General features: G+C 57.3%; 27 protein-coding genes and 1 other RNA gene. 11 read left to right on the forward strand and 17 right to left on the reverse strand.

The window, feature by feature from the left end; translation table 11 throughout:
- Positions 1-17 precede the first annotated feature (17 nt).
- Complete coding sequence (locus tag AC2FHX_RS10940) at positions 18-875, forward strand: bile acid:sodium symporter family protein (RefSeq protein ID WP_271949427.1); 858 nt, start codon at positions 18-20, stop codon at positions 873-875.
- 11 nt (positions 876-886) lie between these two features.
- Positions 887-2,548, forward strand: coding sequence for an FAD-binding dehydrogenase (locus AC2FHX_RS10945; RefSeq protein ID WP_496701604.1), 1,662 nt, complete (start codon positions 887-889; stop codon positions 2,546-2,548).
- On the opposite strand, the gene AC2FHX_RS10950 is transcribed toward AC2FHX_RS10945, so the two are convergent.
- The 3 genes from AC2FHX_RS10950 to AC2FHX_RS10960 all read right to left on the reverse strand — a co-directional run bounded on the left by AC2FHX_RS10950 (position 2,549) and on the right by AC2FHX_RS10960 (position 6,076).
- Positions 2,549-3,295 (reverse strand): YbaY family lipoprotein, encoded by a 747-nt coding sequence (locus AC2FHX_RS10950; protein WP_496701602.1) that lies wholly within the window; start codon positions 3,293-3,295, stop codon positions 2,549-2,551.
- Positions 3,296-3,391: 96 nt separating this feature from the next.
- On the reverse strand, positions 3,392-5,170 hold the full coding sequence (locus AC2FHX_RS10955; RefSeq protein WP_496701600.1) for an SLC13 family permease: 1,779 nt from the start codon (positions 5,168-5,170) through the stop codon (positions 3,392-3,394).
- 90 nt (positions 5,171-5,260) lie between these two features.
- Entirely contained in the window at positions 5,261-6,076 is an 816-nt protein-coding gene (locus tag AC2FHX_RS10960; protein WP_142636761.1) for a TIGR00282 family metallophosphoesterase, read from the reverse strand.
- Positions 6,077-6,163: 87 nt separating this feature from the next.
- Here AC2FHX_RS10960 and AC2FHX_RS10965 point away from each other — a divergent pair, with 87 nt between their 5' ends.
- Positions 6,164-6,397: a putative hemolysin gene (locus tag AC2FHX_RS10965; protein WP_142636759.1), complete on the forward strand. Its 234-nt coding sequence runs from the start codon at positions 6,164-6,166 to the stop codon at positions 6,395-6,397.
- 8 nt (positions 6,398-6,405) lie between these two features.
- Here the strand turns inward: AC2FHX_RS10965 and AC2FHX_RS10970 are convergent, their stop codons facing one another.
- Together AC2FHX_RS10970 and mgtE are read right to left on the reverse strand one after the other, a co-directional pair.
- Positions 6,406-6,963, reverse strand: a complete 558-nt coding sequence (locus AC2FHX_RS10970) for a 5-formyltetrahydrofolate cyclo-ligase (protein WP_142636757.1) — start codon at positions 6,961-6,963, stop codon at positions 6,406-6,408.
- Positions 6,960-8,354, reverse strand: a complete 1,395-nt coding sequence (gene mgtE, locus AC2FHX_RS10975) for a magnesium transporter (RefSeq protein WP_496701598.1) — start codon at positions 8,352-8,354, stop codon at positions 6,960-6,962. Before mgtE ends, AC2FHX_RS10970 begins: the two co-directional genes overlap by 4 nt.
- 140 nt (positions 8,355-8,494) lie before the next feature.
- Between mgtE and guaD the strand changes: the two genes are divergently transcribed.
- A complete protein-coding gene (guaD, locus tag AC2FHX_RS10980) occupies positions 8,495-9,784 on the forward strand; it encodes a guanine deaminase (protein WP_496701812.1) in 1,290 nt (429 codons plus the stop codon).
- On the opposite strand, the gene AC2FHX_RS10985 is transcribed toward guaD, so the two are convergent.
- From AC2FHX_RS10985 to AC2FHX_RS10995, 3 genes are all read right to left on the reverse strand, one after another.
- On the reverse strand, positions 9,781-11,115 hold the full coding sequence (locus AC2FHX_RS10985; RefSeq protein WP_496701597.1) for an 8-oxoguanine deaminase: 1,335 nt from the start codon (positions 11,113-11,115) through the stop codon (positions 9,781-9,783). The two genes, guaD and AC2FHX_RS10985, sit on opposite strands and share 4 nt — an antisense overlap.
- 114 nt (positions 11,116-11,229) lie before the next feature.
- Positions 11,230-12,021, reverse strand: a complete 792-nt coding sequence (gene hisN / locus AC2FHX_RS10990; protein ID WP_496701595.1) for a histidinol-phosphatase — start codon at positions 12,019-12,021, stop codon at positions 11,230-11,232.
- Positions 12,022-12,065: 44 nt separating this feature from the next.
- A complete protein-coding gene (locus AC2FHX_RS10995) occupies positions 12,066-12,437 on the reverse strand; it encodes a helix-turn-helix domain-containing protein (protein WP_142636749.1) in 372 nt (123 codons plus the stop codon).
- Positions 12,438-12,776: 339 nt separating this feature from the next.
- On the opposite strand from AC2FHX_RS10995, the gene AC2FHX_RS11000 reads away from it, so the two are divergent.
- Positions 12,777-13,733, forward strand: a complete 957-nt coding sequence (locus AC2FHX_RS11000; RefSeq protein ID WP_496701593.1) for an NADPH:quinone oxidoreductase family protein — start codon at positions 12,777-12,779, stop codon at positions 13,731-13,733.
- Positions 13,734-13,740: 7 nt separating this feature from the next.
- On the opposite strand, the gene AC2FHX_RS11005 is transcribed toward AC2FHX_RS11000, so the two are convergent.
- Positions 13,741-14,622, reverse strand: a complete 882-nt coding sequence (locus AC2FHX_RS11005; RefSeq protein WP_142636745.1) for a LysR family transcriptional regulator — start codon at positions 14,620-14,622, stop codon at positions 13,741-13,743.
- Positions 14,623-14,747: 125 nt separating this feature from the next.
- Here AC2FHX_RS11005 and AC2FHX_RS11010 point away from each other — a divergent pair, with 125 nt between their 5' ends.
- Complete coding sequence (locus AC2FHX_RS11010) at positions 14,748-14,957, forward strand: DUF1127 domain-containing protein (protein ID WP_496701591.1); 210 nt, start codon at positions 14,748-14,750, stop codon at positions 14,955-14,957.
- 181 nt (positions 14,958-15,138) lie between these two features.
- Positions 15,139-15,915: a Bax inhibitor-1/YccA family protein gene (locus AC2FHX_RS11015; protein WP_496701589.1), complete on the forward strand. Its 777-nt coding sequence runs from the start codon at positions 15,139-15,141 to the stop codon at positions 15,913-15,915.
- Between the two features lie 157 nt (positions 15,916-16,072).
- On the opposite strand, the gene AC2FHX_RS11020 is transcribed toward AC2FHX_RS11015, so the two are convergent.
- From AC2FHX_RS11020 to gatC, 7 genes are all read right to left on the reverse strand, one after another.
- Positions 16,073-16,591, reverse strand: a complete 519-nt coding sequence (locus AC2FHX_RS11020; RefSeq protein ID WP_142636739.1) for a hypothetical protein — start codon at positions 16,589-16,591, stop codon at positions 16,073-16,075.
- Between the two features lie 216 nt (positions 16,592-16,807).
- Complete coding sequence (rpmG, locus tag AC2FHX_RS11025; RefSeq protein ID WP_007799108.1) at positions 16,808-16,975, reverse strand: 50S ribosomal protein L33; 168 nt, start codon at positions 16,973-16,975, stop codon at positions 16,808-16,810.
- 281 nt (positions 16,976-17,256) lie between these two features.
- An RNA gene (gene rnpB / locus AC2FHX_RS11030) (RNase P RNA component class A) lies at positions 17,257-17,648 on the reverse strand.
- Positions 17,649-17,660: 12 nt separating this feature from the next.
- Positions 17,661-18,416, reverse strand: a complete 756-nt coding sequence (locus AC2FHX_RS11035; protein ID WP_496701810.1) for an N-acetylmuramoyl-L-alanine amidase — start codon at positions 18,414-18,416, stop codon at positions 17,661-17,663.
- Complete coding sequence (locus tag AC2FHX_RS11040; RefSeq protein WP_496701587.1) at positions 18,367-19,059, reverse strand: hypothetical protein; 693 nt, start codon at positions 19,057-19,059, stop codon at positions 18,367-18,369. The genes AC2FHX_RS11035 and AC2FHX_RS11040 overlap by 50 nt, the downstream gene beginning before the upstream one ends.
- 39 nt (positions 19,060-19,098) lie before the next feature.
- Positions 19,099-20,586, reverse strand: coding sequence for an Asp-tRNA(Asn)/Glu-tRNA(Gln) amidotransferase subunit GatA (gene gatA / locus AC2FHX_RS11045; protein WP_496701585.1), 1,488 nt, complete (start codon positions 20,584-20,586; stop codon positions 19,099-19,101).
- Between the two features lie 3 nt (positions 20,587-20,589).
- Complete coding sequence (gene gatC, locus AC2FHX_RS11050) at positions 20,590-20,877, reverse strand: Asp-tRNA(Asn)/Glu-tRNA(Gln) amidotransferase subunit GatC (protein WP_170562049.1); 288 nt, start codon at positions 20,875-20,877, stop codon at positions 20,590-20,592.
- Between the two features lie 227 nt (positions 20,878-21,104).
- On the opposite strand from gatC, the gene AC2FHX_RS11055 reads away from it, so the two are divergent.
- Both AC2FHX_RS11055 and AC2FHX_RS11060 read left to right on the forward strand, forming a co-directional pair.
- Positions 21,105-21,263, forward strand: coding sequence for a hypothetical protein (locus tag AC2FHX_RS11055; RefSeq protein WP_185956681.1), 159 nt, complete (start codon positions 21,105-21,107; stop codon positions 21,261-21,263).
- Between the two features lie 136 nt (positions 21,264-21,399).
- Positions 21,400-21,963, forward strand: coding sequence for a DUF4202 domain-containing protein (locus tag AC2FHX_RS11060; RefSeq protein ID WP_496701583.1), 564 nt, complete (start codon positions 21,400-21,402; stop codon positions 21,961-21,963).
- On the opposite strand, the gene AC2FHX_RS11065 is transcribed toward AC2FHX_RS11060, so the two are convergent.
- The gene (locus AC2FHX_RS11065) at positions 21,954-22,610 is read right to left on the reverse strand and encodes a ceramidase domain-containing protein (RefSeq protein ID WP_496701581.1); all 657 of its coding nucleotides are present in this window, start codon (positions 22,608-22,610) and stop codon (positions 21,954-21,956) included. The genes AC2FHX_RS11060 and AC2FHX_RS11065 overlap by 10 nt on opposite strands.
- Before the next feature lie 58 nt (positions 22,611-22,668).
- On the opposite strand from AC2FHX_RS11065, the gene AC2FHX_RS11070 reads away from it, so the two are divergent.
- Complete coding sequence (locus tag AC2FHX_RS11070; RefSeq protein ID WP_281972713.1) at positions 22,669-23,361, forward strand: metal-dependent hydrolase; 693 nt, start codon at positions 22,669-22,671, stop codon at positions 23,359-23,361.
- Between the two features lie 7 nt (positions 23,362-23,368).
- Entirely contained in the window at positions 23,369-24,346 is a 978-nt protein-coding gene (locus AC2FHX_RS11075; protein WP_496701579.1) for a nuclear transport factor 2 family protein, read from the forward strand.
- Positions 24,347-24,357: the final 11 nt, after the last annotated feature.

Genomic DNA, 24,357 nt, shown 5'->3' on the forward strand with positions numbered 1-24,357 from the left:
TTTGGGAGGAGTTGTAGTTGGATCTGCTTATTAATGTCGGCCTGCCACTATCGTTGGCCATAATCATGCTGTCCTTGGGTGTCGGGCTTGAGATCGCCGATTTCCGCCGGGTTGTCAGCAGACGATACCCTTTTGCGATAGGGGCGTTCTGCCAGGTGATCTTGCTTCCCATTGCGGCATTTACAACGGTCAAACTCTTTGCACTGCCACCGGAAATTGCAGTCGGTGTTATGCTCCTCAGCTTTTGCCCCGGCGGTGTTACCAGCAATATCCTGACTAAACTGGCCAAGGGTGATGTCGCTCTTTCCGTCAGCCTGACAGCCATCATCAGCTTGCTGTCGATGGTGACGGTACCCGTATTGGCCGCCTGGTCGATCAATCACTTCATGGGCGAGGACGCACCCGAGGTCTCGATCACCGGCCTCGCCATAGCGATGTTCCTGATAACCACCCTGCCCGTCGCTATCGGCGTCAGTATACGGCATTTCGCAAAAGGATTCGCAGAACGGGTCGATGCCCCTCTGTCCAAACTGGCTTCGATTCTTTTCGTCCTGATCGTTCTCGCCGCGCTGGCCGGGAACTGGGAAATGTTCGTCGAAAATTTGGGGCTGATGGGGTCGGCGTTGATCACCCTGAACATTGCGCTGCTGCTGATCGGGCTGGGACTGGCCTGCGCCGTGAACCTGTCATGGAACGAGAGCAAGACGATCTCGATCGAAACTGGCATCCAAAACTCGACTCTTGGCATCACATTGGCAGCGCTGATTACCAGCACGGAAAACGGGCTAAGCCCTCTTGCTCTGCCATCGGCCGTCTATGGTATCTTGATGTATGTCGTCGCCCTGCCATTTATCGCCTGGCTGCGCCGCAGCTGAGAGGAAAAAACATGTCCAATAACACCGCAGATGCCATTGTCGTTGGGGCTGGGCTGGCTGGGCTTGCGGCCGCGGCCGAGCTAGGCGACCGCGGAAAAAAGGTGATCATACTGGATCAGGAACCCGGTCATTTCCTCGGCGGTCAGGCGTTCTGGAGCCTCGGTGGATTGTTCATGGTCGACACGCCGGAACAGCGCCGGATGGGCATCAGGGACAGCCACGAACTGGCCTTGCGTGACTGGCAGGGCAGCGCGCAGTTTGACCGCGAAGAAGACGCTTGGCCCCGCAAATGGGCCGAGGCCTATGTCGAATTCGCCGCCGGTGAAATGCGGCCCTGGCTGCACGATATGGGGCTGCGATGGTTTCCTGTGGTTGGATGGGCCGAACGTGGCGGTTCTTATGCCGATGGGCATGGCAATTCGGTACCTCGGTTCCACATCACATGGGGCACCGGCCCTGGTGTTCTGGAACATTTCATCCGTCGCGTGCGCGAACATGTCAGCACAGGCCTGATCCAGCTGAAGTTCCGCCACCAAGTCAGCCATATCATTATGCAAAACGGCTGTGCCAAAGGCGTCTCGGGAGAGGTCTTGGCTGAGGACGCAGCCGCGCATGGCGCCAAGACCAACCGAGAAGAGGTTGGGGAATTCGAGGTCTATGCTCCTTCGGTCATCGTCAGTTCGGGCGGTATTGGTGGCAATTTCGAAATGGTGCGCAAGAACTGGCCGCGCGACCGCCTGGGCGAACCACCCAAAGACATGATCGCGGGCGTGCCGTTCCACGTTGACGGCCGCATGATCCCCATCAGCGAAAAGGCCGGTGGACATGTGATCAACGGCGACCGGATGTGGCATTACACCGAGGGCGTCAAAAACTGGAACCCGATCTGGCCATCGCACGGAATTCGTATCCTGCCCGGCCCAAGCTCTATGTGGTTTGACGCGCGCGGCAATCGTCTGTTGCCCCCTTGTTTGCCGGGGTTCGACACGTTGGGCACGCTGAAAGAGATCCTGAAGACCGGTTATGAATACAGCTGGTTTGTACTGACGCAGAAAGTCATCAAAAAGGAATTTGCGCTCTCCGGGTCGGAACAGAACCCGGATTTCACCTCGGGCAGCTGGAAAGAGGTTATCCGTCAGCGCATTTTGTCAGGATCTCAAGCCACCGCGCCGGTCGAGGCCTTCAAACAACACGGGGAAGATTTCATCGTTGCCAACACTCTGACCGAACTGGTCAGCGGCATGAACCAACTGGGTGGCGATCTGATCAATGAGGCGCATTTGCGCGCCCAGATCGAAGCGCGGGACTCACAGGTCGACAACCCGTTTACCAAGGACGCGCAGATGGCGGCTATTCTGGCGGCCCGCAACTATCGGGGTGACAGGTTGATCCGCACCGCCAAACCACACAAGTTCCTTGATCCTGCCAATGGGCCGCTAATCGCGGTCAAACTTCACATGCTGACGCGCAAAACGCTGGGCGGTTTGCAGACCAACCTCGACAGTCAGATGATCGGTGCAAACGGTCAGGTCGTTCCCGGGCTGTTCGCCGCAGGAGAGGTCGCCGGTTTCGGCGGCGGCGGCTATCACGGATACAACGCGCTGGAAGGCACATTTCTGGGCGGCTGCATCTTTTCCGGGCGCAACGCAGGACGGTCGCGCGCTGTGGCCTGATTACTGCGTGCGTATGAATTTCAGAACCGGGTCGCCTGCGCTGTCCAGCAGCGCAAGGCTATCGCCCGCCACCGCATAGGACACCACGTTTTGCAGGGCGGCAAAGAACTGATCCTCGACCTGCTCCATCTCGGGCGGGCAGGCCATCAAAGTGGCCGCAATATTGTCTGGAAACGTCAGCGAAGTGCCCGATATCTCGGCCTGCCCGGTGAACCGGTTGCAACCGCCTGAGCCGCTAAAGGCACCGCCTTGCGCAAACTCAAGCTGCGGGGCGCGTTCGCTGTTCAGCACGGCCCCATCCACACCAATCGCCGTCCAGCTTGTGTTTTCCAGCCCCGCCGACGTGGGGCCGCCAGTCTTGACCAACAAAAGGTCGGCTGTATCCGGCGCACCATTGGTCAGGACCGGATACACCGTGTCGGTCGTAAACAGCAGTTGTGACCCACGATATATTGCCCCCCGCACCGCATAGGTCATCCCGTCACGGATCAGAGCATCATCATAGGTCAGTTCAAACTCGGCAGGCACCCCGCTCAGCACGTAGCGCTGCGCAGCCAGCGTTACCGCTGGCGCATCCGCAAGCGATATATCCTGCAGCTCGATATAAAGCGTCGCGTCTTCAGGTACGGCAATCCGTTCGCGATAGGAGGCGGTACCGGTCACCGAACCAGCCGATACATCGCTGCCAATCAGCGCCACCATAATCGCACCCATTACGATCAACTGACCAAATTTTGGAAAAGGCATAATCCCGTCCTTTCGTCCAAGTTCTAGAGGAAAAGATTGTGTCTGGATCAGCCTTTACAAGACCGTCAGCGCAAAACCGGCGGGTTCGCGCCGGTGTCACAACGGCCAGATGATCGGAATAAGCAACGAAGCAAGCAGCCCAACCGTCAGGTTCAAGGGGATGCCAACCTTCATGAAATCGACAAACCGATATCCCCCCGGACCATAGACCATCATGTTGGTCTGATATCCGATTGGTGTCGCAAAGGATGCAGATGCCGCCAACATCACCGCAACTACCAGCGGCCTTGGGTCTACGCCGACGGCCTGCGCCAACCCGATTGCGATCGGCGTGACCACTACCGCAACGGCGTTATTGGAGACGAGTTCGGTAAGCACCGAGGTCAAAACATAGATGGCCCAAACGATCAGGAACGGTGGCAGCGCACTAAGCCCAGGTGCGATTGCATCGACGATCAGGGAAACCGCCCCGGACTTATCAAGCGCGGCCCCGATGGCCAGCATCGAGAATATCAATGCCAGAAGTCGCCCTTCGATAAAGGAAAACGCCTCATCCGCGTCTATGCAGCGGGTGACCAGAACCAGAGCGACCGCAAGAATGGACAGCAGCAGAATTGGCGCCACACCTAAAGCAGCCAATACGACGATCCCGATAAGTGCGCCAATCGCCACCGGAGCGTGATTGCGGCGGAACGCACGCGCCGAGGGCTGTGTCACGTCGACCATATCCATATCAGCGGCAAGCTTCTGGATATCGGCAGGTGATCCCTCCAACAGCAGAGTATCCCCGACCCGCACCACGAGGTCGTCTAGTTGACGACCGATATTCTGGTTCCGCCGATGTACCGCCAGAACGTAGACACCATAGCGGCGGCGCAGGCGCATCACGCCCAGCGTTCGCCCAACCATACGGCACCCCGGTGTGATCAGCACTTCGACCGTTTTGGTCTCGACCGCAGAAACCTGATCAACACGCTTTAACTCTTTGTTGCTTTGCAGGCTCAGCAACTCGGTCATCTCGGTTCGCAGAACCACGCGGTCCCCAACCTCGAGCGTCACACCCTTGAGGTTGCGCCGCAGCGACTCGTCCCCTCTGACCACGTCGATCAGACGGACGCCGGGGCGTTTGAACAGTTGCACCCCTGTCACCTCGCGCCCGACCAGGTTGCTGTCGGGCGGGATGACGGCCTCGGTGAAGAACTTCATCTTAGAGCGATCACTGAGAAGCGAGGCCATGCTGTCGCGTTCCGGCAGCAGACGCGGCGCAACAAAGCGCAGATAGATCATGCCGTAGATCACCACTGCGATGCCCAAGGGCGTGACTTCGAAAATCGTGAATGCAGCCAGACCCTGAGATCGCGCGACACCATCCACAAGCAGGTTGGTCGAGGTGCCGATTAGTGTCAGCGTCCCCCCCATGATGGCAGCATAGCTGAGCGGGATCAGCAATTTCGAGGCCGGCACGTTCAACGTGCGGGCAATCTGTACAAAAACCGGGATCATCACGACGACCACGGGTGTGTTTGACACCACCGCCGAGGCCAGAACCACAAACCCCATTAGCATGGCAATCGCGATACGCGGGTTAACCTGTGCCTGTTTCTGCGCAGTTGCGGTAAAGGAATCCAATGCCCCGGTTCTGACCAGAGCCCCCATGACGATGAACATCGCCGCAATCGTCCATGGCGCAGGATTGGACAGAACTGCCAACGCGCTTTGATAGGGCAGGATACCGGTCACCAGCATCAGGGCAACACCCGCGATGGCGACAACCTCGGTCGGGTAAGCCTCGCGCAGGAACATGACAAACATGCCTGCGACAACCAATAGCGCCACGATCGCGCTGCCCGTTTCTGTCAGTTGAAGAAATTGCATTCGTGGTATTCAGTCCGAACCCTGGCCCAGCTTGCGCGCCCGTCGGGCAGTTTCCCGTATTGCGGGCAGCAGGGCAAGCCCAACGTCGCGCTATTGCGGCCCGGCTTGTTGCAAGCGACCCCCAACGCGCACCATTTGCACGGATTTTGCCTGACCATTGCGATCATCGGTTTCCACGAACACACCGCTTAGCGTTGCTTCGCCATTTGCAGGCGTAAACCGCGCCTTGGGCATCCCGGTGATGAACCGGCGCATCGGTTCTAGCTTTTCCATACCAATGACAGAATCGTAATCCCCGCACATCCCGGCATCGGTCAGATAGGCTGTTCCCCCCGGAAGGATCTGCGCATCCGCGGTTGGAACATGCGTATGGGTTCCAACCACGAGGCTGGCGCGCTTGTCGCAATAATGCCCCATCGCCATCTTTTCGGATGTGGCCTCGCAATGCATATCAACGATGATCGCCTGCGCCTGACCGCCGCGCGGGTGTGACTTCAGAATTGGCTCGATGGCCGAGAACGGATCATCGAAGGGCCGCTTCATAAAGACCTGCCCAAGCACCTGTACAACCAGAACCTTGCGCCCGCCAGGGGCGGTATAGAGACGATGCCCGCGCCCCGGAGCACCCTTAGCAAAGTTAACGGGGCGCACAATGCGCGGTTCGCTCTCAATGAATTGCAACATGTCCTTCTGGTCGAAAGCGTGGTCGCCCAGCGTCAGACAATCCGCCCCTGCATCTAACAGCAGCTTGGCATGATCCCCGGTCAAACCCATTCCGTTCGAGGCATTCTCACCATTGATCACCACGAAATCCAGCCGCCATTCGTCGCGCAGACGTGGCAGATGTTGCTGAACAGCCGCGCGTCCAGCGCGGCCCATAACGTCACCCAGAAAAAGTATCCTCATAGAAACCGTCTAAGTGTGGCAATTCGCAAGTACAAGCCGTTAAGCTGACCCAATGAACGGCAAAACTCTTTATTTAGGAGATTCTTTATGTTTCGGATCGGTCTGACCTTTGGTGTCTGTGCCACGCTTGCTGCCTGCTCGGAAGAGCAAGCGGTCAACTCAAACCCACAGCTGCCAAACCCCTCGGCCATCTATTGCATCGACAGCGGTGGGCGGTATGAAATTCGGGACGGAGAGAATGGCCAGACCGGCGTGTGCATATTGCCTGATGGCACCGAAAAAAATGCCTGGGAATATTTTCGCGCTAAAAACCAGGGCTGATACCTTCGTTAAAAGGTCAACACACGGCTTTCAGTTACTACCATATCAAGCGGCTGATCCGTCGATTCCAGCGGCAGCCCGTCTGCTTCTTGCGCATCGAAGGCAAAACCGATGGCCAGAGTCGGGCGTTTCGCGCGCAGCCCTTCCAATGTCCGGTCATAGAACCCGCCCCCATAACCCAGACGCCCCCCATTTGCATCGAATGCCACCAGCGGAACGATTAGAATTTCGGGATCGAAATAGTCATCGACCTCGGGCACTTTGGCGCCAAACGGACCATCCTTCAGCCTGCCTTCGGGCGTCCAGCGAGAGAATTTCAACGGCTGCCCGGCCGCCTGAATAACCGGCACACCAACCGGGCCATAAGCGGACGCCTCGGCCATGGCGGGCAGCGGGTCACTCTCGGTCCGGATGGGCATATAACCCGACAGGGGTACTCCGCGGTGCCCGGCCAGAATTTCAGACAGTCGCCCGGCGGCACCGGGCGGATTTGCATCAAACGCAGATTTGCGCCGGGCAAAGGCCGCCTTGCGCGCGGCAGCTTTGATTTCGGTCAGATCGGTCACAATAGCACCACGCTGGCAAGCCCAAGAAAGATAAAGAATCCCATGACATCCGTCGTTGTCGTCACAAAGGTTCCTGACGCCAGCGCCGGGTCAACACCCATCCGGTCCAGCACGACCGGTACTACCGTACCTGCAAAGCCTGCGATCACCATGTTCACGACCAGAGCGGAGCCAATCACGACACCCAGCAACGGCGAGCCGAACCAATACATTCCCACCACGCCCAGAACGGTGGCAAAACACAGCCCGTTCAACATGCCCACCAGCAGTTCCCGTCGGATCACCCGCATCACGTTCGCACCTGTCAGGTCGCGCGTTGCCAGGGCTCGCACTGCGACGGTCAGCGATTGTGTCCCCGCATTGCCCCCCATCGAGGCCACAATCGGCATCAGAATGGCCAACGCCACCAACTGATCAATCGCCGCCTCGAACTGGGAAATCACCAGCGAGGCGCAGATCGAAGTACACAGGTTTACCGCCAACCATGGCAGGCGTCGCCTGCTGGTCGCGGCCACACTGTCGGACAGCGAGCTTTCGTTGCTGACACCGGCTAGGCGCAACATATCCTCTTCGTATTCCTCATCCAGCACCACCATCGCGTCATCAATGGTGATCACACCAACAAGCCGTCCGTCACCATCCACCACTGGGGCCGAGATCAGGTGGTACTGATTGAACGCATAGGCCACGTCCTCTTCATCCTGATCGACGGGAATGGTATAGAACTCTTCTTCGGCAATTTCGTGCAGAGGCACCTCGCGCCGGGTGGCCATGAGTTTGCCCAGTGTTACCTGTGCTGTTGGCTTCAGCCGCGGATCAACAAGAACCAAATGGTAGAATTGTTCTGGCAGTCCGTCATTGGCACGCATAAAGTCAATGGCCTGCCCAACTGTCCAATGCTCGGGCGCCATGACGACCTCGCGTTGCATAAGCCGTCCGGCCGAGTTTTCCGGGTAGGATAACGCCTGTTCGGCCGCGATCCGTTCGGAATCCTCCAGCGCACCCAGGATGGCTTCTTGCTGCGGCTCTTCAAGGTCTTCCAGCAGATCGACGACATCGTCGCTTTCCATGTCGCGTACGGCATCCGCCAGAACATCGGGACGCAGGACTTCAATAACTTCTTCCCTGACACCTTCGTCCAGTTCAGACAGAATATCGCCGTCGAACTCTTTGTCATACAGACGGATCAACCGGGCGCGGTCATAGGGGTTGATCTGTTCCAGAAGGTCGGCGATGTCGGCAGCGTGCAGCGGGTCCATCAATTCGACCAGCTTGTCGCGGTCATCAACATCAACTGCATACAGAATGGATGCTACCGTTCGACGATCCAGTGCATAAGCGTCATCATCAGAAGTCGGCTCACTTACGGGTTCGTTAATACCTGTTGTCATATCTGCCCCCGCTCTGTTCGCCCATTGGCCCCTAAATAGAAGAAGCAGCTACCGGAAAACAATGACAATGCGCCGATTTACCGACAACTTTCCTGCCCCTATGCTGTTTCGCAGTCCCAGACAGGCGGAGATGAATGAGTATGGCGCAAAAAACGCTGCTGAAAGGGCGTGTCCTGAGTTTCACTGGCACCCCGTTCGAGGGCGAACCGACCGAGGCTGTCAAAATCAGCGAAGCGGTTCTGATCGAAAACGGTCGGATTTCCAGCGTATCGGATGCCGACAGTCTGCACAATGCCCACCCCGAGGCAAAAGTCGTGGATCATGGTCAGCACGTGATCCTTGCAGGATTTGTTGATGCGCATGTGCATTATCCGCAGACCGCCATGATCGCCAGTTGGGGCAAACGCCTGATCGACTGGCTGAACACCTATACCTTCCCCGAAGAGATGAAATTCGGGGATGCAGCCTATGCCTCTGAGATTGCCAACCGGTATCTGGACCTGACAGCGGCACACGGCACCACCACGATGTGCAGCTATTGCACCATCCATCCCGAGAGTGTTGATGCCTTTTTCCTTGCGGCCAAACAACGCGGTCAACGTGTGGTTGCGGGCAAAACCTGCATGGATCGCAACGCACCCGATGGCCTGAGAGATACCGTGCAAACTGCCTATGACCAATCCCAGACTTTGCTTGAGAAATGGCACGGGATCGACCGCCTGTCCTATGCGATTACGCCGCGTTTCTCACCCACCTCCACACCCGAACAACTAGAGGCCATGGGCGCATTATGGGCAGAGCATCCCCATTGCCTGATGCAAACCCATCTCAGCGAACAGACTGATGAAATTGCCTGGGTACGCGAGCTGTTTCCCGACGCCCGCGATTATCTGGACACCTATGAAAAGTTCGGCCTGCTGGGCCCCAACGGCCTGTATGGCCACGTCATCCACCTTGAGGCACGTGAACGCGACCGACTGCGTGAGGTCGACGCTGCGTTGATCCATTGTCCGACCTCAAACACCTTTATCGGGTCAGGCCTGTTCGACATGGCAGGGTTGATGCGCGACGGACACCGGGTTGGTCTGGCAACGGATACTGGTGGCGGTTCAAGTTTCTCGATGCTGCGCACGATGGCATCGGCCTATGAGATCGGACAACTGCGCGGAACGCCGCTGCATGCCGCGCAACTGCTGTGGCTGGGCACCATAGGGTCGGCCCGAACGCTGAGGCTGGATGACAGCATCGGCAATATCGCCCCGGGAATGGAGGCCGACCTGATCGTGCTCGATCTCGCCTCCACCCCGGCCATAGCTCAGCGCGAGGCCTGCGCCGATGACCTGTGGGAGGCCCTCTTTCCCACCATCATGATGGGCGATGACAGGGCGATTGCCGAGGTTTGGATCGCAGGTCAACCTGTCAGGACCTAGGATTGCAAGGCAAGGGCCAATCGGTTCTGCCGTTCAATCACCCGGGGCAGATCCAGCGTTGCGATCTGCCCGTCCCGCACGATCTGACGGCCTTCGACAAACAGGTGCTTTACCCTCGTCGGACCGGCAAGTAACAGGGCTGCCGGATCCCAACTGCCCGCGCTTTCGATGCCGCGCGTATCCCAAATGGCTATATCGGCACGCTTTCCGACAGCCAGACGGCCGCAATCAGGTCGGTTCAAGACATCCGCCCCACCCCGCGTGGCAATTTCAAGCGCCTCACGTGAGGACATGGCATCGGCACCGCTGGCGACACGCTGCAACAACATGGCCTGCCGCGCCTCGAGGATCAGATTGCCGCTGTCATTGCTGGCCGACCCATCGACGCCAAGACCCACAGGCACGCCACTATCTCGCATCGACCTTACCGGTGCTATCCCCGAGCCCAACCGGCAGTTCGAACAGGGACAGTGGGCCACGCCAGTCCGGGACCGGGCAAACAGATCAATCTCTGCCCCGTCCAGTTTCACGCAATGGGCGTGCCAAACATCTGACCCGGTCCAGCCCAAATCCTCGGCATATTGACCGGGGCGGCAGCCGAATTGTTCCTGCGAATAGGCGATATCCTCGTCATTCTCGGCCAGATGGGTATGCAGCATGACGCCCTTGTCGCGGGCCAGAATGGCCGTGTCCCGCATCAAATCGCGACTGACCGAGAACGGCGAACACGGGGCCAGCCCGACGCGACACATTGCACCCTCGGAAGGGTCGTGAAACGCGTCAACCACGCGGATCATGTCGTCGAGAATATCTGCTTCGGCCTCGACCAGAGCATCCGGTGGCAGGCCGCCATCGCTTTCACCAATACTCATCGCGCCGCGCGTTGGGTGGAACCGCAGGCCGACCTCAGCCGCCGCAGCAATGGTGTCATCCAGACGCGCGCCGTTGGGGTATAGATACAGGTGATCAGAACTGAGCGTACATCCCGTCAACGCCAGCTCGGCTAAACCGATCTGGGCGGATACGAACATCTCTTCGGGGCCAAATCGCGACCAGATCGGATAGAGCGTTTTCAGCCATCCGAACAAAAGCGCATCCTGCCCGCCAGGCACGGCGCGGGTCAGGGTCTGGTACAGATGGTGGTGCGTGTTCACGAGGCCGGGCGTAACCACACATCCGCTTGCATTATGGATCTCTGCGGTTGCCTGCAACCCGTGGCCGATCTGTTCGATCTGTCCATCTCGGATCAGAATATCCGCGCCAGAAAGTTCACGGCGCTGGTCATCCATGGTCAGGATCGTGTGTGCATTTTTGATGAGGATATCAGTCATCTTGCTCTCCTTGCATAGCCCGTTTCATGCATGGAGTGCAAAAGCTGGCGGAAAACGGGCACAAGAACCAGCCGGATTAAGGCTAATCGGCCCGCCAGTCCGCCGCAACAGTTTTTAGAAGTTGCGCAGGATTTCCAGCGCCGCCGCGTGGATCTGCGGGTTTGCCGCTGCCAGAGCCCGACCACCTTCATGGGCGGGGCCGCCCTGCCAGTCGGTGACGATACCGCCGGCGGCCTGGATCACGGCGATTGGCGCCTGAATGTCATAGGCGTTCAGACCTGCTTCGATCACCAAATCCACCTGACCCGCTGCAAGCAGAGCATAAGCATAGCAATCCATTCCATAGCGGGTCAGGCGCACGTGCTGTGACACAGCCTCAAACCCGGCACGATCTTCCAACGCGCCGACCTCGGGGAAGGTCGTGAACAGAATCGCTTGGTCCAGAGAAGGTGTTGAACGGGTCTTCAGGGACATATCGCCCGTAGGACCATGGCTTCGCGCGATATCCGCTGAGCCGATGAAGCGTTCCCCGATATACGGCTGGTCGATGATCCCCATGATTGGCCCGTCCTGCGTGCTAAGCGCTATCAGAACCCCCCATGTCGGTGTCCCGCTGATAAACCCTCGGGTGCCGTCGATCGGATCCAGAACCCAGGTGCGGCCACTTTGCCCCTCGTGCTGCCCATATTCCTCGCCAAATATTCCATCTTGGGGCCGATGTCGGGCCAAAACCGCGCGCATAGCTTTTTCAGCTGCGCGGTCGGCGACAGTGACCGGATCAAATCCCTGATCCAGCTTATTCGAAGTCTCAAGATTAGACTGCCTGAAAAAAGGAAGAATGGCCGCACGCGCCGCGTCGGCCATTTCTTCAGCTACTTCAAGATCACTCAGCGACATCTTATCCATACGCTACCCGTGCGTTCCGTCAGGATCAGAGTCAACCCGCGAAATCAGGCAACATCACTCAGAACGCGCGCAAGCTCGAACAAGCGGCGACGCTGGTTTTCCGGTATGGCATAGTAAGAGCGGACGAGATCCAGGGCCTCTTTGTCGCCCATAAGGTCTGCAGGTACCGATTTCTTATCCGAGCTTCCTTTCTCGACCTCTTCCAGGCCTTCAAAGAAGAAACTGACCGGAACATCCAATGCCTCGGCAATGTCCCAAAGACGAGACGCGCTGATTCGATTGGCACCGGTTTCATATTTCTGGATTTGCTGAAACTTGATACCAACTTGCTGTGCCAACTGCTGTTGGGTCATGCCAATCAGCCAGCGGCGATGCCTGACGCGTTTGCCCACATGGACATCGACGTGATGGGTCATTGGTACTATCCTCCCTTACACACACAACTGAAACGGGTGCGCAACATGCTTTGTTACCGCAACATTAGCGAGCCCGACTTAACCACTCCCTAATTTGGAACATGCCCCCCAAATCAGCACCATAGCGCACTATTACGTTTTTTGGCGCTTTTTTCAAGAAGGTTGAATCTGATTCCACAAACAATGGTTTATAGTTGTGTTGTGAATACCGCGCACACGTTGATTCCGATCTGGAAACAATCACCTGATCAACACCGGATTAACGGGGTCTTCAGCAGGGTAACAGATTGACAAGACCACGACAGAACTGACCTATGCCCGAAAAGACGGAGCCAAATCATGCTGGCGTTTCATATCCAGACCAACGGGGCCAAGGCCCAGCTTTGCAATATCGACCCGCCAGAACCTGGCGACAACCAGGTCTGCATTCAAATCAAAGCCTGCGGTTTGAATTTTGCGGATCTCCTTATGCAGAAGGGGACGTATCAGGACACCCCGGTGGCGCCCTTTTCCTTGGGCATGGAAGTCGCAGGGATTGTTCGCGAAATTGGAAACAATGTACGCCACCTGAACCCGGGTGACCGCGTCGCTGTCTATTCCGGCCAGGGCGGCCTTGCTGAATTCGGAGTGTTCGAAGCCGATCGTGCAATCGCAATCCCTGACTCTATGAGCTTTGAAGACGCCGCCGCAATTCAGATCACATATGGCACCAGTCATATTGCCTTGGATCATCGTGCGCGGCTCAGGCCCGGCGAAACCCTTTTGGTGACCGGTGCGGCAGGTGGCGTCGGCCTGACGGCGGTAGAGATCGGCAAGCTTATGGGCGCCACGGTTATTGCGCAGGCGCGCGGCAGTGAGAAACTCAAGGTGGCACAGAAGGCCGGGGCCGATCATCTGATCGACGCATCCGAAGATCTCCGCGCCCGTGTCCAGGCATTGGGAGGCGCGGATGTCGTATATGACGCGATCGGTGGCGATGTGTTTAAAGCCGCCTTTCGCGCGACCAACCCCGAAGGTCGCATCCTGCCCATTGGCTTTGCGGGCGGTGAGGTGCCGCAAATTCCGGCCAACCACCTACTGGTCAAGAACCTGACAGTCATCGGGCTCTACATCGGCGGCTACTTGAAGTTTCGACCTCAGATTGTGACGGACAGCTTTGAAACGCTGTTTCGCTGGCATAGCGAGGGCCGCATCAAACCGCATATCAGCCATGTCCTGCCCCTGTCCGAAGCCGAACGCGGACTGGCCATGCTGTGCGACAGGACGGCCACCGGGAAAGTTGTCATAACCCCTTAAGGGATGATCAACCGACAACGGCTTTGAGCGGCACCCCCCCAAGCAAACGAAAGTTCTGGCGCACCAGCGTCGCCAACGCCTCAACCACGGCCCCGCGGCCAGTTTCGCCGCCATACAGATTTATCATATGCGCAGGAAGCTCGGGCAGGACGCCACCCGAATCGATCTGGGCAAGATGTGCGGCCTCTGTCCCTTCGAGCATGGCATGAACCGCCAAATCGGCGCTGACGGTTGCCTCGATAGTACGGTCATTTTCGGTTTCCACCGAAAGCTCCCAGGGAATTCCAGCCGCATCCAGCGCAGCAATGACCTGCGGCCTGAACAGACACCGACGCCCCAGCGCTAGCGGAATGGGGCGTTTTCGCCAGGCAGACCCGCCCGGCGCACCAATCCAGCGCAAAGGAAGCTCGGCAATCGTCTCGGCCCCCTGCCCCACTGTCGCCTCGGTCGTTAGGATCAAATCGCAGTCTCCGCGCTTAAACATATCCTTCAGTTGCAGCGAATAGGAGGAGATAAGCTGCACACGGACGCGTGGGAAATCCGCGTTGAATCGCTGCAGCACCCGGGGGATAGCCGGATAGACGATATCATGCGGCACACCAAGAACGACCTCGCCCTCATAGGCCTGATCCGTCAGCTTGGACATCACCTCGTCATTCAACGAGATCATGCGTCTGGCATAGGCCAAAAGCTGTTCGCCCGACGCTGTCAGCGCGATGGTTCTGCCACTTCGGTCCAGCAGCTCCAGACCTAAAAGCTCCTCCAACCGCTTTAGCTGCATCGATACGGCAGATTGTGTCAGGTGCAGGAAACCGGCTGCCCGCGTCACGCCACCCTGATCGGCAACTGCCACAAAGGAGCGGAGAGTGGTGATGTCCAAATTTCGCATCTTCACGATTCCTTATGGATGTGTTCAATAATATTCATTTTCAAAATGTGTCACAGCCCTCCATATAAATCAAGGAAGTTGATGCAATAGGCACAACACATCAGCAAAACCGAAAGGACAAGGCTATGACGCAAATCACAGCTTCAACATATTGCAAGCCACGGCAGCGCTTTAAGCTCATTTCTGTTCTGAATGCGCTATCGCTACGGCGCCAACGCTGTCAGCTCGCCAGATTGGACGACCGCGCCCTTCTCGATATCGGCATTACCCGTGAAGAGGCCGAAGCCGAAGCAAAACGCCGCATATGGGATGCTCCGGAATTCTGGCAAAAATGAACCTAATCCACTACTTTTACCACTGAATGGCGGCTGACACCTCGAAGCCGCCATTTTTGTTGCGTGTTTTAGCCTGTTTCCCGCGTTAAACCCTTGAAACACAGCCCGCACTTGCCGATATTTGCGAGGAGCGCGGCCTGACATCGGGACGCAAAAAGAATATGTGGAGGGAGACCTTTTAATGGCACAATTTGACACGATCCGGACGGCGACCGGTACGCGCGCTGCCCAGATTGACGAGGGCCTGCGCGCCCATATGAACAAAGTCTACGGCACAATGTCCGTGGGCATGCTGATTACATTCATGGCGGCTTGGGCCGTTTCCGGGCTAGCTACCACAACCGACCCATCGGTGGCAGCCGGGCAAATAAACTCGGGCACCTATCTGACGTCGCTGGGTGCCGCGATCTATACATCGCCTCTGCGCTGGGTGATCATGTTTGCACCGCTGGCGTTCATCTTTGGCTTTAGCGCCGGTATCAACCGCTTGTCCGCCGCAGCTGCACAGCTGGTGTTCTATGCATTCGCAGCAGTGATGGGCCTGTCGATCAGTTGGATTTTCATTGCCTTTACCGGCATGTCGATCATTCAGGTGTTCCTGATCACGTCGATCGCTTTCGCAGGACTATCCTTGTACGGTTACGTCACCAAGAAAGACCTGTCCGGAATGGGTACATTCCTGATCATGGGTCTTATTGGCCTGATCGTGGCGATGGTTGTAAACATCTTCCTGCAGTCACCCGCGATGATGTACGCGATCTCGGTGATCGGCGTTCTGATCTTTGCTGGTCTGACCGCCTATGACACGCAAAAGATCAAAACCACCTACCTGCAGATGGCTCATTCGGGCGACCAGGAATGGTTGGGTAAAGCCGCAATCATGGGCGCGCTGAGCCTGTATCTGGACTTTATCAACATGTTCATGTTCCTGCTGCAGTTGTTTGGAAGCCGTGAATAGTCCGGACCACCAACCATTTTGAAAATGTCAAAGGCGGGCCGATTGGTCCGCCTTTGTTCTTTCTGGTTAGCGCACTGGCTTTAGGCTCGAATGCCGCAACAAAAAAGGCCTCTCATCCTGACGATGAGAGGCCCTTCAATTCCACAGTAATATGAATTTAGCTGCAGTTCAACTGAACAGCAAATCCGGAGCTGCGCTTTTCTGAACCTTTGCGATAAACGTCGCCGACAGGCAAGCAGCCAGTGAATTGTTCAGCGCCAGTACCAAAGTTTGCACCAATCGTATTCGGAACCCTGGTGCGGCTATTTTCGGTACGCACGACGCCGAAAAGCGTTCCGTTCACTTCAACAGTGCTCAGGAACAGGTTTGTATCTGAGCCGGAAACGACTACTGCGCTGGTATCGCTGCGCGCGCCATTTTCTATTGCAACACGTGCAATTTTACCCGGATCGGTCTCGTCCGTTGAAACTCTGACCGGGGGCAGCTCTGCCAACTCTGCCGGAACATTGGTGGACTCTGGAACAAACGCCGCCGCACCCGGCACTTCGCTGATGCTCCGCGGCTCACCATCAATGCCCGTAAAGCCAACACCCTCGCGGTTATAGGGGTCTTCACAGGCTGCGAGAGCCAGAATAGTTGCTGTGGATAACAAGATTTTTTTCATGACGGCCAACATTTTGGAACGGTTAGCTCAAGCGTAGTTGCAATACATTCCAAAAAGCAACCCAGCGGGCAAACGAATGCCTCGGCTGCTGATGCTTCGCTGCAACGGCCTCCAAGCGCGCTCCGGCTGCCTTGAGCCGATAGATTCAGGTATGAAACATCGTCACGCAAACGAAAAAGGCCCTGTCGAAACAGGACCCTTGTCATTCTGTCCAAGCTGGACGGCAGATTACTTGATCTTGCCTTCCTTGTACTCGACATGCTTCCGAACGACCGGGTCGTATTTACGAACGGTCATTTTCTCGGTCATGGTGCGCGCGTTCTTTTTGGTCACATAGAAGTGGCCCGTGCCCGCGGTCGAGTTCAGACGGATCTTGATTGTCGTCGGCTTCGCCATGGTTATCTCCTGCGTCCGAAAAGGCAGGGGCCTTTCGGTTGAATTCCTATGAGCGTGCGCTTTTACCCGGTCATGCAGCCGAGTCAACCTGAATTCGGGTAGATCGGCGCAGATTTCATCAAAACACAAGATCGTCCCTGCACCCAGCTTATCGCAGACCTTAACGCGGCCATTTCGGCCACAAGGGATGCCAGCTCAGCAGCCACAGCAAGACCTGTATCAAAGGATGACTCCAGCCGTGACCCAGCTGCGGAACAACGCGATTCGTCTTAGCAATATTAACGCGCGGAGGGCCTGTAAGCCGGATCTTGTTCCAGGGTTGCCCCCTTCGATGACCATTCCTCTAGGCCGTGCATTGCTGCACGGCTCAAGCTGCCAACCCGGTCCCTCTCGGCCAAGACGCACTTAGCGGCGGTATCGGCGGACGCCGACCTGCCCGCGTGGGGACCCTATTTGGCATTGCTCCCGGTGGGGCTTGCCGTGCCACCCCTGTTGCCAGGGGCGCGGTGGGCTCTTACCCCACCGTTTCACCCTTACCATGCACGCATGGCGGTCTGATTTCTGTGGCGCTTTCCGTCGGGTTGCCCCGCCCGGGCGTTACCCGGCACCGTTGTCTTGTGGAGTCCGGACTTTCCTCTCGGGCTTACGCCCCAGCAGCCATCCGGCCCTCCGCGCAAAGACCCGACTAAACTTCCGCTCGGATACCGTCAAGATGTTCCATGAACCCTGCCAATCTTTCGATATCACCCATATCCTCCTTGGAAAGCGGGCCGCGCCGCACCGGAGAAAACCGGCTTCTGAACGCTTTCAGTAAATCCTCGGTGCTGGCCTCTGGATAGCCTACTCTCATCGCAATAAATGCGAAGTGTTTCTCATCTGGAGGCATTTGATCCAGGCAAATACCCTTGAGGACAGTAGGCCCTACGGCCAACCCAAGATGCGCAAGGCGATCCCAATCGAACTTGGAACCAGGATCAAGTTTTCGCTGGGGGGCCAAATCCGAATGGCCGATAACATTCCATGGTTGGATTCCCAGACGGTCTTGAATATCCGATAACAAGTTCTCCAAAGCAGCCATTTGCGGCTCCGAAAACGGAACCAGCCCTGAGTTATCCAGCTCTATCCCAATTGAACGCGAATTGATATCAGTTCGCCCGCGCCATTCCCCTGCCCCGGCGTGCCAGGCCCGGTCCTCTTCGCGCACCAATTGCCAAAGCGTGCCATCGGAACCGATCAGGTAATGCGCAGAGACTTCGAAGGCCGGGTCACACAAGCGATCCAGCGCAGCCTGCGCGCTGTCCATTGCTGTGTAGTGGAGAACCACCAAAGACGGCGTCAGCCCATCCCGGCGATCTCCGAAATTGGGGGATGGGTGCCAGATGGGCTTTGGATCAGTTGTTGACGGCACTGCGGAACGGGCTGGGATCCCAGCCGCAAGCATATCCGTCGCCATCAGGGTCCAGCCCCTTGCGGTCCTTCTGGGGACCGCCATTTGACAGGAACTCGATCTGCGCCTGGTCCGCCGATGGGAATTTCGCGCAATTCCGCTGTGCCTTGGCCTGCAGGTTGAACCCCGCACGGCTGTAAAGCTGGGCACCGACCGGATTGGATGTGCTCAGCGCGTATTGGACGATATTTGGCTGACCATCCGCTCCGCGTTGCGGAACCGCGGTTGGGGCGACAACCTCATAGGTTTGGCTGTTCTGTTCGATTCGAGCAGCATCGGTTTCGATACTGCGACGTTCAGAAACCGCAGCAAAATCCTGTTCGTCAGAGATGCCGCTGTTGCTGGCAGTCGGCACGGATACTGAAGTGGCGGTCGCCTGCGTCGAGGTGCTTGCAAGCGCGGCGGCAGTGGCCGTGGCCAGGTCAGCGCCATCCGCGCCCGATGTCGACGACCCCAGAGGTCGTTGCGAGACCTCATAGGGTTCCGGCAGAGGGCTTCCAGTGCCGCCCTGCCCTGCCAGCTCAGCTTCTCTTTGCGCCTGATAAGTCGGGGTGTTGAACCCTGTACCCTGAACCGGAGCCACCGTGTTACAGGCGGCCAGCAACCCGATTGCGGGGATCAGAATCGTAAAGCGCATTCAGCTGCTCCGTTCTACGTTGTCTTGTTGATCAGAGGATTACCACCATTTCCCCGGCTTGGCCACAAAGCCCGCTGCGCTTTCCAGCGCATAGGCTGTGTTCAGCAAATCGCCTTCGTCCCATGGACGGCCAATCAGCTGCAGACCAAGCGGCAAACCCTGAGAATCAAGACCTGCAGGAACCGAAATGCCCGGCAAACCAGCAAGGTTGACCGTCACGGTAAAGACGTCGTTCAGATACATCTGAACCGGATCCGCCTCGGTCATTTCACCCAGACCGAACGACGCCGAAGGCGTGGCCGGGGTCAGGATGGCGTCAACACCGGCGGCGAAAACGTCCTCGAAATCTTTCTTGATCAGCGTGCGGACCTTGCGGGCGCGGTTGTAATAGGCGTCATAGAAACCTGCCGACAGAACATATGTCCCAACCATCACACGGCGCTGCACCTCGTGCCCGAAGCCTTCGGCGCGGGTCTTTTCGTACATCTCTGTGATGCCGTCGCCCTGCCCTATCTGCGCGCGGCGGCCATAGCGGACACCATCATAGCGCGCCAGGTTCGAGGACGCCTCGGCAGGCGCAATCACGTAATAGGCGGGCAGCGCGTATTTGGTATGCGGCAGCGAGATGTCGACGATCTCGGCCCCTGCGTCTTTCAGCATCGCGGCGCCATCTGCCCAGAGTTTTTCGATCTCGGCGGGCATGCCGTCCATCCGGTATTCCTTGGGGATACCGATCTTCTTGCCCTTGATGTCGCCGGTCAGCATGGCCTCGAAATTCGGGACGGCCAACTCGGCGCTGGTGGAATCCTTGGGGTCATGACCGCACATGGTTTCCAGCATGATCGCTGCATCGCGGACATTCTTGGTCATCGGCCCGGCCTGATCCAGTGAGGATGCAAAGGCCACGATGCCCCAGCGCGAACACCGGCCATAGGTCGGTTTGATGCCAGTAATGCCGACAAAAGCCGCTGGTTGACGGATCGAGCCGCCAGTATCGGTGCCTGTGGCGGCCAGACACAGATCAGCCGACACCGCCGAAGCCGATCCGCCGGAGGACCCGCCCGGTGTCAGCTGTGCGTCGTCATTGCCACGGCGCCAAGGGCTGACCACATTGCCATAGACCGAAGTTTCGTTGCTGCTGCCCATGGCAAACTCGTCCATGTTCAGCTTGCCCAGCATCACGGCACCCGCGTCGGCCAGTTGCTGCGAAACGGTAGATTCGTATTCAGGTTTGAAGCCTTCAAGAATCTTTGAGGCTGCCTGCGAGGGCACGCCTTTGGTGCAGAATAGGTCCTTGATGCCGATCGGCAGACCACACATCGACGGCGCATCACCCGCTTTGATGCGCGCGTCCGCTGCCTTGGCACGTTCTATCGCGATCTCGGGGGTTTTATGAACAAAAGCGTTCAGCGCATCGGCTGCATCAATGGCGGTCAAGCAGGCTTCGGTCAGCTCGACCGAGGTGACATCACCGGCACGCAGGGCGTCGCGGGCTTCGGCCAGGCCCAGTTTGTTCAGATCGCTCATGTCTTACTCCACCACTTTGGGGACTGCGAAAAAACCTTCGCGTGCGTCGGGGGCATTGGCCAGAACCTTGTCCTGCTGGCTGCCGTCGGTGACCACATCCTCGCGGCGCTTCAGGCGCATCGGTTCGACCGAAACCATCGGCTCGACACCGTCGACATCCACTTCATTCAACTGTTCGATGAACCCAAGAATGGTGTTGAACTCGGATGCCAGCGCAGGCAGCGCGTCATCCTCGACCTTGATCCGGGCCAGTTTGGCCACCTTTGCGGCGGTGCTTTGGTCAATCGACATCGGAAAACCTCATATGCGTCAGGGGGCATTTACCTGTCTGATGCCTCGGTCGCAAGGGTAGCAGGCGGTTGTTCTGCCCCTTCTATGCAAGGAGGTGGCTTAGCCATACAAAAATGCATAGCGCCTATGCACAAAAGTAAACCAATTAGTTCAGAATCCGCCTTGAAAAAGTGAACTGCGCCGTTCACTTCTTACAGCATGGCACAGCCACTAACTGGAGTAAGATGATGAAAACGCTCATGACCGCATTTGTGTTGGCCACTACTGTTCTTGCTACGCAAGCTCAGGCATTCGGACCCACCATGGGTTCGCTAACCCGCGACCTGTCTTTCCCTGATCAGGTTTCCGAACCAGTTACACAGGACAAAACGAAGCTGGGTAACTGACGCCACAACTTCGTCCGGGTCGGATCCCCCCTCTCCGACCCGGAATTTCGAATTTGACTGCTGCGTTTGATTTGCCGACTCGCTACGATGCGTCCGAACACACCGCCGGATTTCCGGCAAGCCCACGGAGCATAGAATGAGCGCGCGAAAACAGGCAGTCCTGGACGCAATCGACGCAGCCAACACCCAAGATCCAACCTTAGAGAACGGCCAACCCGCAGCGTTGCTTTACGGACAACGCATGAGCGCTGAACTGGCCAGGCTTTTTCCTGATGCATCGAACTCGCTTGAGATCGCCGCACGCGGGCAACATGTTGAACGCTGGAAGCTGGCCCGAAGTGAATATCCCGAAGGGCGCGCCGGGTATCTGGCTTGGCGCAAGGCGCAGGGCGAATGCCATGCGCAAACCGTCATGACCTTGATGAAGCAGTGCGGATTTGAAGAAAACGAAATCCAAGACGCCGGACGCATGGTCCGCAAGCAGGGTATCAAACGTGACATCGAGGTGCAGGCGCTGGAAGATGTGGCCTGTTTTGTGTTCCTCAAATGGTATTTCGCTCCCTTCGCCGAAAAGCACTCGCAGGAAAAAATCCTCAGCATAGTCGAGAAAACCGCGCGTAAGATGTCATCCGATGCACGCACCAGGGTTCTGGCCGAATTTGACCTGCCCGCAGAACTGGCTGCTGCGTTTCAGGCCTGAGACGCACGGCTTAGGTGCCTGCGGTAGACTTCGATCATCCAGCCCAACATCGTGGCGTTCAGGATGTGCCACAGAAAATGCGTACCAGTCGGGAACTGCGTGCAAATCGGTGCGTCCAAAGCGCGAAAGGAGATCGACACGATCAGGATCACTGCGCCGGTCGCCAGCCCGCGGGCGGTATCAGGCCGGCGTTTCGACAACAGGATTGCGTAAATCAGGATCAATAGCGGCACCGGAGCATAGGCGGCCGATCCGCCCAGACCCGGAATCAGTTGGAACACCGGAATCGTCACAGCGGCATATGGCACAAACAGGGCCGCGCCGATCCACGCGTAAAGCGGCCGCAACTGCCAGACGTCGCGATTCATTGCAAAAATATAGGTCAGAATAAAAAGCAGGATGGGTGCAGTATCCGCCAACGCGGACCAGACCTGTGCATGGGTGTGAAACAAATAACTGCCAATTCCGATGCCGACCAGGATAACCACAAGCATTTTTGCCAATGGCATCCCCGGCCCGCGCACCCGCCGCCACATAATGAAAGCCGCAATCAAAAAGGCGGCATTCGTAACCGCATTTATCGGCTCTGCCCAATAGGCAGGCGATAAACGCTCACAATAGCTGTCAATTTCCCGAAACCAATCCATGAAATTTTACATACCCGATGCTAGTCTGCTGCCAACAGTTCATTTGGGAGTGCTTTTCATGAATATCATCTGGCTTGGGCATGGCAGCTTTCGCATTGAAACAGCAGGACAGGTTCTGCTGATCGACCCTTGGCTGACCGGCAACCCCGTTTTGCCTGAAGATCAGCATGACGCTGCTTTGGAAGGCGCGACACATATCCTGCTGACACACACGCATTTCGATCATGTCGTTGACATTGTCTCATTGGCCAAACATCTGAACGTCCCCGTGGTCGGTCAGTATGACCTGATGGGGTACTGGAGCGAAGCTGAAGGTCTGGAAACAGTCGGCTTCAACAAAGGCGGCACGGTCAACCTGAACGGTGTTATGGTCTCGATGGTACCCGCCTCGCACAGCTCGACATTTTCAACCCCAGACGGGCTGCGCACCGGCGGCAGCGAGGTCGGTTTCATGATCTCATCCGAGGGGCACATGCTCTATGTTTCGGGCGACACCGATATCATGGCCGATATGGACTGGATGGGGGATTACTATAAACCCGATATAGGTATCCTGTCCGCAGGGGGCCACTTTACCATGGACATGAAAGGCGCCGCCTATGCTGCAAAGCGCTATTTCAATTTCAAAACCGTGATTCCCTGCCATTACAAGACCTTCCCGATTCTGGAACAATCCGCGCAGGTGCTGGCGGACGGTTTGCCGGGTGTCGAGGTGATCGAACCGCAGCTGATGCAAGCCATCAAGCTGTAGCCGCTTGATGAGTAACGCGGTAACACCCTCTCCAGAACTGGTCGCTGTCGTACGGCGCTGGAATGATGCGGTTCGCCTCAAGGATCGCGCCGCGCTGATGAACCTGCTCTCGTCATCTGAACATCTGCGGTATCAGGGGTCGGCAGATGGCGAAAGCTGGTCCGGACAGGTGTTCCGCCAGGGCTTTGCCGACCACACCCGTGAAATTCCGGATTTCAGCTGGGACGAACATTCGCTCGAGGCGTTTGAATGCGGTGACATAGGATGGGCCCATTGCGAAGCAACACTTGCATTCACATCAAACGGCAAAGCCACGCTCCATAGGTTCACCTTTGTATTGCATCTGGAAAACGGTGTCTGGAAGATGATCCAGATGCATGTCTCCAACCCGACTTCGAACATGGAGAAAATCGGGATCGAGCATGAAGCGCTGAACGCATTGATCGCGGCAGCTCGGCAGGAATTCACTCAGGATCAACAAGAGGGCGCGGCTTCGGTTATGTTTACTGATATCGCGGGTTCTTCTGAAATCACGCGTCAGGTCGGAGATCACAAATGGACCGCGCTCATATCCAGCCATTTCGATCTGGCTGAAAATCTAATTCACACCCATGGCGGCCGACTGGTCAAATCACTTGGGGATGGCACGATGTCGATCTTCTCCTCTGTCCACGACGCGATCCAAGCGGCGACCGAATTCCAAAGGGAAAATGCGGCCCTACAGTCGGATATACCCTTGGGTCTTCGGGTTGGCATTCATACCGGCGATGTCATTCAGCGGGACGAGGATTTCTTTGGATCGGTGGTCAATAAGGCCGCACGGGTGACTGGCCTTTGTGGCGCGAATGAAATTCTTGTCACCGACGTTACCCGATTGCTGCTGGGCGCGACCGCCGGGCTGCAGTTCAGCGCTCCGATTTCGGCTCAACTAAAGGGGTTTGGTGGGCCACAGACGGTCTATCGCGTGGACTGGGCCAAACCCTAGCACCGCAGGCC

Source organism: Ruegeria sp. CDSC042 (genome assembly GCF_059610745.1).